Below are 12,065 nucleotides of genomic sequence, written 5' to 3' on the forward strand. Positions count from 1 at the left end.
CCGATTTACGTCGTTTATAATCACCTGAAATGTAAAGCGATGGAACACGAAGCGTGGATAATCATATCGACAACGAAGACCTGCGCGTGTTTGCGACCGCAGCGCGCAAGGCCAGCTTTGCGGCGGCGGCCGAGGAGCTGGGCATGTCGCCGGCCTACGTCAGCAAGCGCATCGCCATCCTGGAACAGATGCTGGGCGTGCGCCTGTTCCACCGCACCACGCGCCGCGTCGTGGTCAGCGAGGACGGCGAACGTGTCTACGCCCACGCGATGACCATTCTGGAAAATCTCGACAGCCTGCTGCACGAAGTGGCCGAACGGCGCGACGTGCCGCGCGGCCTGCTGCGCATCAGCAGCAGCTTCGGCTTCGGCCGCAACGTGGTGGCGCCGGTGGTGGCGCGGCTGGTCGCAGAACATCCCTCGCTGCAAGTGCGCTTCGAAGTGTTCGACCGCCTGGTCGATATCGTGGCCGAAGGCTTTGACCTCGACATCCGCGTTGGCGACGAGATCGCGCCGCACCTGATCGCCCGCAAACTGATGGCGAACCACCGCATCCTGTGCGCCTCGCCGGCGTATCTGAAGCGGCACGGAATACCGCGCAGCCTGCAGGAACTTGCGGGCCACAACTGCTTGGCGATCAAGGAGCGCGACCTGCCCTTCGGCGTCTGGCCACTGCGCAGCGGCAGCACGGAGGAAACCGTGAAAGTCACCGGATCACTGTCCTCCAACCACGGCGAGATCGCGCTGCAATGGGCGGTGGCCGGCGCCGGCATCGTGCTGCGGTCGCACTGGGACGCGCAGCCGCACCTGGACAGCGGAGAGCTGGTGCAGGTGCTGCCGCAGTACACGCAGAGCGCCAATGTCTGGGCGGTCTACCCGCAACGGCTTGCCGGTTCCGCCAAGGTGCGCGTCTGCGTGGAGTTCATGGAGCAGCAGCTGGCGCGGAGATAGCCATCACCTTGTCCGGCGTGATCGGCGTACTGCGCACCCTGCGGCCGGTGGCGTGGTAAATCGCGTTGCAGATGGCCGCCGATACGCCGACCAGGCCAATCTCGCCCACGCCTTTGGCGCCGATGCGGCTGACGATGCGGTCATCCTCCTGCACGAACAGCACATCGATATCGTGGACGTCGGCATTGACAGAGACGTGGTACTCGCCCAGGTTGTGGTTCATGAAACGCCCCAGCCTGTGATCGCAATGCGTCTCCTCGTGCAGCGCCTGGCTGATGCCCCACACCACGCCGCCGATGATCTGGCTGCGCGCCGTCTTGGCGTTGATGATGCGGCCGGCCGCGATGGCGCTGACCACGCGCGTCACGCGCACCGTGCCCAATTCCGGATCGACGCGGACTTCGCAGAACACCGCCGAGTGGGTGGAGCGCTGGTACTTCATCTGCTTGAGCATATTCGGCAGCATCAGGTACTTTTCTTCGAGTCGCTGGTTGCCGCTACCAGCCATGATGTCGGCCAGTGCAACCTCAACTCCCGGCTGCGACGACACCCGCAGCGCGCCGCCGGAAAACTCGATGTCGGCAAAGCGCGCTTTCGCCAGCGGCGAATCGGGCAGCTTTTGCGCCAGCTTGAACAGCTTCTTCTGCAGCTTTTCGCACACGCCCTGCACCGCCGACCCCACCGTCGCCACGTGCGACGAGCCGCCCTCGATCGGCGCCACCGGCAAGGTCGAATCGCCGAGCTGGAAGCGCACATTCTCCAGCGGCAGCCCCATCGCGTCGGCCGCGATGATGCTCATCGCCGTATAGGTCCCGGTGCCGATGTCGGTGGCTGCGCTGCTGACCACCAGCGTGCCGTCCGCATGCAGCACGGCGCTGGCGCGCGCGAACATCTGCATCGCATCCCACATGCCGGTCGCCATGCCCCAGCCGATCAGCTCCCGGCCTTCACGCATCGTGCCGGGTTCCAGCGGCCGTTTTTCCCAGCCAAAGCGCGCCGCCCCCTGTTCATAGCAGGCGCGCAGCTCCTTGGTGGAATATGGCAGGCCACGGGACGGATCCATCTCCGCGTAGTTTTTCAGGCGCAGCGCCAGCGGGTCCATTTTCAGCGCATACGACAATTCGTCCATCGCCACTTCCAGCGCATGCACGCCGTGTGCGGCGCCGGGCGCCCGCATGTCCATCGGGCTGGCGTGATCGAGATCGACCAGCTGATAGCCAAGCCGCACATGCTCGCACTTATACAGTTCGCCGGACCAGTTGACCACCACCTCGACGTAATCTTCGATACGCGAGGTTTCCGCCACCGCCTCATGGATGATGGATGTCAGCGTACCATCAGGATCTGCGGCCAGGCGCACGCGCTGCAAGGTCTCGGGCCGGTGCCCGAAGGTAAACATCTGCTGCCGCGTCAGCACCACGCGCACCGAGCGTTCCAGCTGCAAGGCCGCCATCACCGCCAGCGGTAGCTGGTACTGCGGGCGCAGGCCGGAGCCGAAGGCGCCGCCCACATACGGATTGCGCACCGTGACCTTGTCCTTGGCCAGTCCGAACACGTGCGACACGTACCAGCGGCTGTTCTGCGAGCTTTGCGTCTTGTCGTAGATGGTCAGGTGGCCGTCGGCGCCGCGGATCACGGTGCTGGCGAACAGCTCCATCGGATTATGGTGTTCCACGCCGCTGTAATATTCGCCCTCGATCTTGATGTCGGCCCTGTCCCACATCTCGTCGGCATGGCCTTTGGGGGACGGCGGCGGCGAGAAGCCGGCCTTCATGCGACTGGGCTTGTAGGCGCGGCCACGATTCTCGGTCAGCGAGGTGGCATGCGGCTCGGCGGCGTAGTCCACCGCCACCAGCCGCGCCGCATAGCGCGCCGCCTCGAACGACTCCGCCACCACCAGCGCCACCGGCTGGCCGCTGTAGACGATCTGCTCGTCGTACAGCGGCCGGAACGGCGAGCCGCCCGGCGCCGTCATGTCCTTGTAGAAGATGTCGAACGACCGGATGCGCGGCCGGTTCAGGTGCGTGATGACCTCCACCACGCCAGGCACCGCCAGCGCCTCGTCGGTGCGGATGGACCGGATGCGGCCTTTCGGTATCGTGCCGCTGACAACGACGCCGTACAGCAGGTCGTCGGCCGGATACTCGGCAGCGTAGCGCGCCTGCCCGGTCACCTTATCGCGGCCATCCACGCGCGAAACGGCCATGCCGATGCTGACCGCGCCAGTTCCCAGGTCCGCGGACGGCGTGCGGAGTTCTTCAATCAGATCGGTCACGTGTTGCTCCCTGTGTTGTCATGCGTGCCGGCGGCGGCCTGCTCCAGCGCGCGCACCACGGCGCGGTGCGCCAGCGTTATCTTGAAATCGTTCTCGCCCTGTCCTTGTGCGCCCGCCAGCAAGGCATCGGCGGCGCGGGCGAAGTGCTCCGCGGTCGCCGGATGGCCGACCAGCAGCGCTTCGGCCGCTGGGACGCGCCACGGCTTGTGCGCCACGCCGCCCAATGCCAGACGCGCATCGCGCACGACGCCGTCGTCGCCGATGTCCAGCATCGCGGCCACCGACACCAGCGCAAACGCATACGATGCGCGGTCGCGTATCTTCAGGTAGGCCGAATGTGCGGCGAATTGCGCGGCGGGCGGCAGTTCGATGTGTGTAATCAGTTCGCCGGCAGCCAGCGTGGTGTCACGCTCCGGCTGGTCGCCCGGCAGGCGGTGGAAGTCGGCGAAATCGATCTGCCTTTCGCCGGAAGCCGAGCGCACGTGGACTATCGCGCCCAGCGCCGCCAGCGCCACGCACATGTCCGACGGATGCACGGCGATACAATGCTCGCTGGCGCCGAGGATGGCGTGCTGGCGCGTCAGTCCGCCGATGGCCGAACAGCCGCTGCCCGGTTGGCGTTTATTGCACTGTGTGGCGACGTCGTAGAAGTAATGGCAGCGCGTGCGTTGCAGCAGGTTGCCGCCGTTGCTGGCCATGTTGCGTATCTGCGGCGAGGCGCCGGCCAGGAGGGCGGCGGTCAGCAGCGGATAACCGGTACGCACCAGCGGATGGTAGGCCGTGTCGGCGTTGCGGGCCGTGGCGCCCAGCAGCAGGCCGCCGTTGGCGCCTGGCGCAATCGCATCCAGCGGCAGCCCGTTGATGTCGATCAGGGCGGCCGGCCGCATGACGAATTCCTTCATCAGGTCGACAAGATTGGTGCCGCCGGCGATGAAGCGGGCGCCGACGTCGGCGTGGGCCAGGGCCTCGCTGGCGTCGGCCGGGCGGAAATAGGTGATCGGATTCATGCCGGCACCGTCCCAGGCTGATAGGGGCGATCCGGATCGTCCTCGCGCTGCGCCAGGCCCATCACCTCGGTGACGGCGGCGACGATGCCCGGATAAGCGCCGCAGCGGCAGATATTCCCGCTCATTAGCTCGCGTACCTCGGCCACCGTCCGCGCCTGGCCTTCGTTCATCAAGCCGACGGCGGAACACAGCTGGCCCGGCGTACAGTAGCCGCACTGGAAGGCGTCGTGCGTGATGAAGGCCTGCTGCAGCGGATGCAGCTGCTGGCCGTCCGCCAGCCCTTCGACGGTGGTGACCTCGCGGCCGTCCTGCATCACCGCCAGCGTCAGGCAGGCGTTGATGCGTTTGCCGCCGACCAGCACCGTGCAGGCGCCGCACTGGCCGTGGTCGCAGCCCTTCTTGGTGCCGGTCAGGCCGGCGCGTTCGCGCAGCAGGTCCAGCAGCGAGACCCACGCTTCAACTTCAAATTGCCGGGATTCGCCGTTGAGCTGCAGGCGCACTGGGTAGGTGGAATTCATCATGCTCCTTGTTCGTTTTTCAGGATGCCCCGCACATTGGTCACGCGCAGCGGCGACCTGGAGCCCACCAGCAGTCCCGCCAGTACGGTGATGACCATGGCGGGCCATTGCAGCAAATCGAGCCAGTCGCTCATGGGCGGACATCCTTCCTGTTGTGAGATGCCAGCATGCCGCATGCCCCATAGAGCGTATGTGCGGCATTGCACCACCGGGCCGCCGCGCCAGTGCGTGCGTGGCTTAACAGACAGCGTCAGCCACGTCGGCCCATGATGGCCCAAACAATCAGGAAACCGCATGGAAATCGACCGTCTCCCTTACGCATCGGCGCATACGCTGGCCCAGGCGCTGGCGCAACTGGACCCGCAGCAGTCGCCGGGCGAGCAGCTGGCGCAGCTGATCGCCTCCGGCCAGGACCAGCTTCCCCTGCCCGCGCGCGGCGCCATGCTGCAACGCTGGCAGTGCCTGGCGCTGGCCGCGCAGCATGATCTGGCGCTGGTCAAGCTGTATGAAGGCCACACCGACGCGCTGGCGATCCTGGCGGAGCTGGATGGTCCGTCGCGGCCGGGCGCCGCATGGGGGGTGTGGTGCGCGGAGTCGCCGGATGCGGCCGTGGTGTTGCGCCATAACGGCGCAGGTGAACAGGTGATCTCCGGACGCAAGCAATGGTGTTCGGGCGCTTCGGCGCTCACCCATGCGCTGGTCAGTTGCAAGGACGCCGACGGCGAACGCCATCTGGCGGCCGTGGCGCTGCGCGGCCCCGGCGTCACCGTCACGGATGAAGGCTGGCATGCGGTAGGCATGGCCGCCAGCGGCAGCGTGGATGTCGTCTTTGACGAGGCGCCGGCGATTCCGGTGGGCGACGCCGGCGCTTACCTCAGCCGGCCTGGATTCTGGTACGGCGGCGCCGGCATCGCGGCGTGCTGGTATGGTGCGGCGCAGGCACTGGCCGCTTATCTGCATGCCGCTGCGCGCGGTCAGGTGCAGCCCGATCCGCATCGGTTGGCGCATCTGGGCGAGGTGGACGTGGCCTTGGGCGCCGCTGCTGCTTTGCTGCGCGCCACCGCCGCCTCCATCGACCGTTCGCCCGGCGCCTATGCCGGCAGGATGGCGATGCGTGCGCGGCTCGCGGCGGAAGCGGCGGCAACCACGGTTCTCACCCACGTCACACGCGCACTTGGCGCCGGACCGCTATGCCGCGACGCCCGCTTTGCGCGGCTGGCGGCCGACCTGCCGGTCTTCCTGCGCCAGAGCCACGCCGAGCGCGATCTGGCCACGCTGGGCGGTCTGCTCACACAACAGGAGGAAGCGCCATGGGCATTATGATCGAACCGCAGGCCCCCACCGCGCGCATGCAGTCGACGTCCCGAGCCCAGGCGGCGCCACAGACGTCCGACCGTCTGATCGCCGGACGCGGCACGCCGGACGCCGACTGGCAGGCGTGGGGCGGCTTGGCGGCCCTGCCGCCTGTCACCGTCGCCGAACTGGTGCCGCCATACCGTCGCGCCATCATCGTCGCGCCGCATCCGGACGACGAAGTGCTGGCCTGCGGCGGCCTGCTGCAACAACTGCACGCGCAAGGCACGCAAACGGTGCTGGTGGCAGCCACCGACGGTACTTCCAGCCATCCCGGCTCGGCCAACCTGACGCCATCGGACCTGGCGCGCCTGCGCCCGCAGGAAAGCGCAGCGGCCCTGCAAACACTGGGGCTGGCGCCGCAAATTCTGCGCGCCCGCCTGATCGACGGCCAGGTCCGCGCCAGCATGGACCAGCTGCACACACTGCTGGTCCAGCTGCTGCGCTCCGGCGACGTGGTGTTCGTCACCTGGCGCCAGGACGGCCATCCCGACCACGAAGCCTGCGGCCTGGCCGCCTCGCTGGCCGCGCGCGCCTGCCGCGCCACGCTGATCGAAATGCCGGTATGGAGCTGGCACTGGGCCGCGCCGGGCGACCGCCGTGTGCCATGGCACCGCGCCTGCCGGCTGGACCTCGGCGCCGAAGAGCTGCACCGCAAGCAGCAGGCCATCCAGTGCTTCCAGACCCAATTGAACGACGACCCCTCCACCGGGCAGCAAGCGATCCTGCCGCCGCACGTGCTGGCCCGCCTGCTCCACCCATACGAAATCTACTTCACATGACCGACCACTTCCAGCAGTTGTACGAACAAAGCGACGATCCATGGCAAGTGCGCCAGCGCTGGTACGAACAGCGCAAGCGCGCCGTGCTGCTGGCCTCCCTGCCTGCGCCGCACATGCGCCACATTTTCGAACCGGCCTGCGGCAACGGCGAGCTGACCGCCGCGCTGGCGCGCCAGGCCGACCGCATCACCGCCACCGACCTTTCGCCAGCCGCCGTCCAGCTGACCCGCGACCGCCTGGCCGGCGCCGCACCGGGCCGCGTCTCGGTCGCATGCCAGCGCATTCCGCACCAGTGGCCCGCAGACGCGCTGTTCGACCTGATCGTCATCAGCGAAATGGCCTATTACCTGAACGCCGCCGAACTTGAGCAGCTGCGCCAGCGCTGCATCGATACGCTGGCCATGGACGGCGCACTGCTGCTGTGCCACTGGCGCCACCCGTTCGCCGACCGCCAGCAGTCCACGGAATCCATCCACGGCGTCTTCGACGACTGCCCGGACCTGCACCGCATCGCCCGCCACGACGAAAGCGACTTCCTGCTCGACGTCTGGTCGCGCAGCCCGCGCTCGGTGGCGCAACGAGAAGGAGTATCGCCATGATCGGTATCGTCATCCCCGCCCACAACGAAGAACTGTACCTGGACGCCTGCCTGCGCGCCGCCCGCGTGGCCGCCGCCGATCCGGCCCTGCACGGCGAAGCGGTGCGCATCACCGTCGCACTGGACAGCTGCACCGACGACTCGCTGGCCATCGTCGCGCGCCACGCCGCGCAGTCGGACCACGGCTGCACCGTCGACTACCTGTGCGTCGGCGCGCGCAACGTCGGCGTCACCCGCGCCGCCGGCGCCCGCCACATGCTGGGATACGGCGCGCGCTGGCTGGCTTTCACCGACGCCGACACCCAGGTATCGCCCAACTGGCTGGCGCAGCAATTGAGCCTGAACGTGGATGTGGTGTGCGGCACGGTGGCGGTCGACGACTGGTCGCCGCACCGCGACAACGCCGAACTGCTGCGCCGCCATTTCCACAACAGCTATACCGACGCCGATGGGCACCGCCACATCCACGGCGCCAACCTGGGCGTTTCGGCCGCCGCCTACCTGCGCGCCGGCGGCTTCGAACCGCTGGCCTGCAGCGAGGACGTGGCGCTGGTCGAGGCGCTGCGGCGCAACGGCGCCCGCTTCGCCTGGAGCGCCGCGCCGCGCGTGACCACCAGCGCGCGTTGCGACGCCAAGGCGCGCGGCGGCTTCGGCGACACCCTGCTGCGCTACGCCGAAAGCGCGCGCATTGCAGCGGCGACGGCAACGGGAATTTAAGACCGCACGCCACAAAATATCGTACCATTGCAGTTCAGGACGTAGCCAGCCAGCCGCCGCCACGCAATCCCCGCTTGCATCACAGGCCGACGGCGGCCGCAAAGGAGTCCTCATGACGCCACCTGTCATCACCGCACCACTGGAAGCGCCGGCCGGCGCCAACGGCCAGCGCAGCGTCAGCGTGCGCGGTCACGGCCCCTGGTGGCGGCGCTTCCTCAGCTTCGCCGGCCCCGGCTACCTGGTGGCGGTCGGCTATATGGACCCGGGCAACTGGGCCACCGACCTTGGCGGCGGCGCCGCCTACGGGTATTCCCTGCTCTGGATCATCGGCCTGTCGAGCTGCATGGCGATGCTGTTGCAGATCCTGTCCGCGCGGCTGGGCATCGTGGCGCAGGCGGACCTGGCGCAGCTGTGCCGCCGCCATTCCTCGCGCCGCTCGGCAATCGCGCAGTGGCTGCTGTGCGAAGTAGCCATCTGCGCCTGCGACCTGGCCGAAGTGATCGGCACCGCCATCGCCCTCAAGCTGCTGTTCGGCATACCGCTGACCTATGGCGTGATCCTCACCGCGCTCGACGTGCTGGCCATCCTGTGGCTGCAGCAGCGCGGCTTCCGCTACCTGGAAGCCTTCGTCATGGCGCTGCTGGGTGTGATCTTCATTTGCTTCGCCGTCAACCTGGCGCTGGCGCAGCCCGAGTGGCGCGCAGTGGCGGCAGGCTTTATCCCGACCTCGCAAACGGTGACCGATCCCGGCATGCTGTATCTGGCCATCGGCATCATCGGCGCCACGGTCATGCCGCACAACCTCTACCTGCATTCGTCCACCGTGCAAAGCCGCCGCTTCAGCACCAGCGACGACGGCACGCGCAAGGCGCTCACGTTCGCGGCGGCCGATGTGGTGGTGGCGCTGGGCCTGGCCTTTCTGGTCAATGCCGCCATCCTGATTACCTCGGCGGCGGTGTTCCATACCAGCGGCCACGCCCAGGTGGCCGACCTGGAGGAGGCCTACAAGCTGCTTGGCCCGCTGACCGGCACCGCGCTGGCCAGCATCCTGTTCGGCGTGGCGCTGCTGGCGGCCGGCCTCAGTTCCTCGGTCACGGCCACGCTGGCCGGGCAGATCGTCATGGAAGGATTCATCAACATGAAACTGCCGCCGTGGGCGCGGCGCCTGATCACGCGCGCGGTCGCCATCGTGCCGGCGCTGTTCGTCACCATCGTCTACGGCGACCATGGCGTCACCAGCCTGCTGATCCTGAGCCAGGTGATCCTCAGCCTGCAACTGCCGTTCGCCATGTGGCCGCTGATCCGCTACACCAGCTCGCGCGGCATCATGGGCCGCTTCGCCACACCGCGCCCCGTGGCCTGGCTGGCGTGGACCATGATGATCGCCATCGTCGCTTTAAATGGCATTTTGTTATCGCGGCTCTAAATGGGTGTCAACCGGTCAGCGCAATAATTTATCCGGGGAAATTTGATCCAGATCATAAAATTTGTCGATGAGCTTTGATAGCCTGATAACAGCAATCACGAAGGAGCCCATCATGTCGTACAAAAATATACTGGTTCATGCCGACCTGTCCGTGCACGCCGCCCCGCGCTATGCGCTGGCCAGCCAGGTCGCCCTCAGCCACGAAGCCCACCTGGTGGGCGCGGCCTTTACCGGCCTGGACGTGGAAATCTACCGTAACGCCGCCTTCGCCTACGGCGGCATGCTGGCCGCGACCGACGTCCAGTCGATCCGCGACAGCGCCGAGGAAGCGCTGACCTCCTTTGTCGACATCGCCGCCATCTCCGGCGCCAGCTACGAGCGCCGCCTCAGCGACGACGACGCCGAAACCGGCCTGGTGATGCAGGCCCGCTACACCGACCTGCTCATCGCCAGCCAGAGCGATCCCGAACTGACCGGTCCCGAACTGCTGCGCAAGCTGCCCGAACACCTGGCGCTGCACAGCGGCCGTCCGGTGCTGCTGGTGCCCTACGCCGGCCGCTACGCCCACATCGACCAGCACGCGCTGGTGGCCTGGGACGGCGGCCGCGCCGCCACCCGCGCCGTCACCGACGCGCTGCCGCTGCTGCGCAAGACCAGGCGCGTGACGCTGGCGGTGTTCAACGCCCACACCCAGTACGGCGCCCACGGCGAGCAGCCCGGCGCCGACATCGCCCTGTACCTGGCGCGCCACGGCGTGACGGTCGAGGTGACGCAGCAAACCACGCCGCCCGGCCTCGACATCGGCAACGCCCTGCTGTCGCTGGCCGCCGACATCGGCGCCGACCTGCTGGTGATGGGCGCCTACGGCCATCAACGCTGGCGCGAGATCGTGCTGGGCGGCGTGACGCGCCGCGTGCTGCAGTCGATGACGCTGCCCGTCCTGATGGCGCATTGAACGGAGTGGAAATGCGTATTGATACCTACCGCAGCAATTGCGAACGTTGCGTCCATTTTCCCCTGTGCGAGGGAACGGCGGACAATGACCAGATCGCCGGTCACCGCCTGCGCGTGCGCCGGCACGACAGCCTGTACCGTGCCGGCGAATCGCCGGGGAATCGCATTTACTGCATCCGCTCCGGCAGTTTCAAGATGGTGATGGCGCGTCCCGGCGGCGAAGACCAGGTGATCGGCTTCGCCATGGCGCCCGAGTTCCTCGGCCTGAACACCCTGGGCGCCACCGGCCACGTCGCCAGCGCCGTGGCGCTGGAAGACAGCGAAGTGTGCGTCATCGACTGGGACCGCCAGGCCTTCCGCGGCCGCCGCCAGCCGATGCAGCGCCTGGGCCTGCACGCCCTGCTGGCCGGCGAAATCCGCCGCGCCCAGCAGGCCACGCTGCTGCTGCACCACACCCATTCGCGCCAGCGCATGGCCGACCTGATGCTGAACCTGTCGCAGGCGCACCGCAGCAACGGCTATTCGGCGGTGCGCTTCCGGCTGCCGATGTCGCGCTGCGATATCGCCAGCTACATCGGCGTCAGCGCCGAATGCGTCAGCCGGCTGCTGGACCAGTTCCGCCGCCAGGGCCTGGTGCAGCTGCAGCGGCGCGACCTCACCCTGCTCGATCCGGCCGCGCTGCAGCGCACGGCGGCCGGCGTGGAAAGCTGATCATGACCACTCGACTTAGCCTGTCAACGCCTTCCGCAACGGACAGCGGCCGCCGCTGCCAGAGCTGCCCGCTCAACGTGCTGTGCCTGGACGACGGCCCGCCCGACCGCGAGGAGCAGGCCTGCATGGAGCAGCGCTGCATCCAGCTGCGTTGCGGCGACCACCTGTTCCGCGTGTCGGACGCGGTGGACCAGCACCTGCACATCATCCGCAGCGGCGACATCAAGCTGTACCAGCACTGCCGCGATGGCGGCCAGCACATCATCGAGTTCCTCGGCCCCGGCGCGTGGGTGGGACTGGAATCGCTGAACGAGCAGGAACGCCATGCCGGCGCGGTGGCGCTGACCGATTGCGAGATCGCCACCGTGCCGTACACGTTGCTGACGGCGGTGCTGGACCGCCACCCGCGCAGCGCCGAAGCCTTCGGCCAGCTGTTGAGCGGCACCATCGCCCGCCACCAGCAGCACGCCGCCATGTTGCGCAGCACCTCGGCGGTGCAGCGCGTGGCGCAGTTCCTGCTGCACCGGCTGGAACAGGCGCAAGGCGCGGTGCGGGCGACGCTGCCGATGTCGCGCCAGGATATCGCGGATTATCTGGGATTGACCTCCTCCACCGTCAGCCGCTGCCTCAGCGCGCTGCGCCGGCGCGGCTGGCTGGCGATGGGCCAGCGCGCCTACACGCTGCCCGGCCTGCAGGATGTCGAGATGGTGGCGGCCGGCGCGCCGCTGGCGCTCGACTGCTAGTTGACGACGGCGGGACGGCGGCGCGCCGGCC

Annotated in this window: 13 protein-coding genes; 9 read left to right on the forward strand and 4 right to left on the reverse strand. The window is 67.9% G+C overall.

The genetic code is table 11. The annotated features are described in order from the left end of the window. The first annotated feature begins 53 nt into the window (after window positions 1-53). On the forward strand, window positions 54-950 hold the full coding sequence (locus GJ695_RS01810) for a LysR substrate-binding domain-containing protein (RefSeq protein WP_166454992.1): 897 nt from the start codon (window positions 54-56) through the stop codon (window positions 948-950). Here the strand turns inward: GJ695_RS01810 and GJ695_RS01815 are convergent. The 4 genes from GJ695_RS01815 to GJ695_RS30340 all read right to left on the reverse strand — a co-directional run bounded on the left by GJ695_RS01815 (window position 922) and on the right by GJ695_RS30340 (window position 4,884). Then, window positions 922-3,156 carry a xanthine dehydrogenase family protein molybdopterin-binding subunit gene (locus GJ695_RS01815; protein ID WP_208023350.1) on the reverse strand — a complete coding sequence of 745 codons (2,235 nt, stop codon included), beginning with the start codon at window positions 3,154-3,156 and terminating at the stop codon, window positions 922-924. The genes GJ695_RS01810 and GJ695_RS01815 overlap by 29 nt on opposite strands. A 65-nt stretch (window positions 3,157-3,221) precedes the next feature. After that, a complete protein-coding gene (locus tag GJ695_RS01820) occupies window positions 3,222-4,232 on the reverse strand; it encodes an FAD binding domain-containing protein (protein WP_154361890.1) in 1,011 nt (336 codons plus the stop codon). After that, window positions 4,229-4,753 carry a (2Fe-2S)-binding protein gene (locus GJ695_RS01825; protein ID WP_154361891.1) on the reverse strand — a complete coding sequence of 175 codons (525 nt, stop codon included), beginning with the start codon at window positions 4,751-4,753 and terminating at the stop codon, window positions 4,229-4,231. Before GJ695_RS01825 ends, GJ695_RS01820 begins: the two co-directional genes overlap by 4 nt. Beyond that, a complete protein-coding gene (locus tag GJ695_RS30340) occupies window positions 4,750-4,884 on the reverse strand; it encodes a hypothetical protein (protein ID WP_267874234.1) in 135 nt (44 codons plus the stop codon). The genes GJ695_RS01825 and GJ695_RS30340 overlap by 4 nt, the downstream gene beginning before the upstream one ends. Before the next feature lie 160 nt (window positions 4,885-5,044). Between GJ695_RS30340 and GJ695_RS01830 the strand changes: the two genes are divergently transcribed. The 8 genes from GJ695_RS01830 (at window position 5,045) to GJ695_RS01865 (ending at window position 12,034) form a co-directional block, all read left to right on the forward strand. Further along, window positions 5,045-6,073, forward strand: coding sequence for an acyl-CoA dehydrogenase middle domain-containing protein (locus tag GJ695_RS01830; protein ID WP_208023341.1), 1,029 nt, complete (start codon window positions 5,045-5,047; stop codon window positions 6,071-6,073). Beyond that, window positions 6,061-6,885: a PIG-L deacetylase family protein gene (locus tag GJ695_RS01835; protein WP_229260274.1), complete on the forward strand. Its 825-nt coding sequence runs from the start codon at window positions 6,061-6,063 to the stop codon at window positions 6,883-6,885. The genes GJ695_RS01830 and GJ695_RS01835 overlap by 13 nt, the downstream gene beginning before the upstream one ends. Next, entirely contained in the window at window positions 6,882-7,484 is a 603-nt protein-coding gene (locus tag GJ695_RS01840; protein WP_154361892.1) for a class I SAM-dependent methyltransferase, read from the forward strand. The genes GJ695_RS01835 and GJ695_RS01840 overlap by 4 nt, the downstream gene beginning before the upstream one ends. Further along, on the forward strand, window positions 7,481-8,200 hold the full coding sequence (locus GJ695_RS01845) for a glycosyltransferase family 2 protein (protein ID WP_154361893.1): 720 nt from the start codon (window positions 7,481-7,483) through the stop codon (window positions 8,198-8,200). The genes GJ695_RS01840 and GJ695_RS01845 overlap by 4 nt, the downstream gene beginning before the upstream one ends. Window positions 8,201-8,312: 112 nt before the next feature. Continuing rightward, the gene (locus GJ695_RS01850) at window positions 8,313-9,626 is read left to right on the forward strand and encodes an Nramp family divalent metal transporter (protein WP_154361894.1); all 1,314 of its coding nucleotides are present in this window, start codon (window positions 8,313-8,315) and stop codon (window positions 9,624-9,626) included. Between the two features lie 112 nt (window positions 9,627-9,738). Beyond that, window positions 9,739-10,581 carry a universal stress protein gene (locus GJ695_RS01855; protein ID WP_154361895.1) on the forward strand — a complete coding sequence of 281 codons (843 nt, stop codon included), beginning with the start codon at window positions 9,739-9,741 and terminating at the stop codon, window positions 10,579-10,581. A gap of 11 nt (window positions 10,582-10,592) precedes the next feature. Further along, a complete protein-coding gene (locus GJ695_RS01860; RefSeq protein WP_154361896.1) occupies window positions 10,593-11,291 on the forward strand; it encodes a Crp/Fnr family transcriptional regulator in 699 nt (232 codons plus the stop codon). A 2-nt stretch (window positions 11,292-11,293) separates the two neighbouring features. Continuing rightward, on the forward strand, window positions 11,294-12,034 hold the full coding sequence (locus GJ695_RS01865) for a Crp/Fnr family transcriptional regulator (protein WP_229260275.1): 741 nt from the start codon (window positions 11,294-11,296) through the stop codon (window positions 12,032-12,034). The last annotated feature ends 31 nt before the right edge of the window (window positions 12,035-12,065 follow it).

It is taken from the genome of Duganella alba, from assembly GCF_009674495.1.
In the GTDB taxonomy this organism is placed as follows: Bacteria; Pseudomonadota; Gammaproteobacteria; order Burkholderiales; family Burkholderiaceae_D; genus Rugamonas; species Rugamonas alba.

What these genes read in the sequence shown, in the direction of transcription:
- GJ695_RS01815 (WP_208023350.1), bottom strand. Translation starts at nt 3,156, where the DNA reads ATGGCCGTTTCGCGCGTGGATGGCCGCGATAAGGTGACCGGGCAGGCG.
- GJ695_RS01820 (WP_154361890.1), bottom strand. Translation starts at nt 4,232, where the DNA reads ATGAATCCGATCACCTATTTCCGCCCGGCCGACGCCAGCGAGGCCCTG.
- GJ695_RS01825 (WP_154361891.1), bottom strand. Translation starts at nt 4,753, where the DNA reads ATGATGAATTCCACCTACCCAGTGCGCCTGCAGCTCAACGGCGAATCC.
- GJ695_RS30340 (WP_267874234.1), bottom strand. Translation starts at nt 4,884, where the DNA reads ATGAGCGACTGGCTCGATTTGCTGCAATGGCCCGCCATGGTCATCACC.
- GJ695_RS01830 (WP_208023341.1), top strand. Translation starts at nt 5,045, where the DNA reads ATGGAAATCGACCGTCTCCCTTACGCATCGGCGCATACGCTGGCCCAG.
- GJ695_RS01835 (WP_229260274.1), top strand. Translation starts at nt 6,061, where the DNA reads ATGGGCATTATGATCGAACCGCAGGCCCCCACCGCGCGCATGCAGTCG.
- GJ695_RS01840 (WP_154361892.1), top strand. Translation starts at nt 6,882, where the DNA reads ATGACCGACCACTTCCAGCAGTTGTACGAACAAAGCGACGATCCATGG.
- GJ695_RS01845 (WP_154361893.1), top strand. Translation starts at nt 7,481, where the DNA reads ATGATCGGTATCGTCATCCCCGCCCACAACGAAGAACTGTACCTGGAC.
- GJ695_RS01850 (WP_154361894.1), top strand. Translation starts at nt 8,313, where the DNA reads ATGACGCCACCTGTCATCACCGCACCACTGGAAGCGCCGGCCGGCGCC.
- GJ695_RS01855 (WP_154361895.1), top strand. Translation starts at nt 9,739, where the DNA reads ATGTCGTACAAAAATATACTGGTTCATGCCGACCTGTCCGTGCACGCC.
- GJ695_RS01860 (WP_154361896.1), top strand. Translation starts at nt 10,593, where the DNA reads ATGCGTATTGATACCTACCGCAGCAATTGCGAACGTTGCGTCCATTTT.
- GJ695_RS01865 (WP_229260275.1), top strand. Translation starts at nt 11,294, where the DNA reads ATGACCACTCGACTTAGCCTGTCAACGCCTTCCGCAACGGACAGCGGC.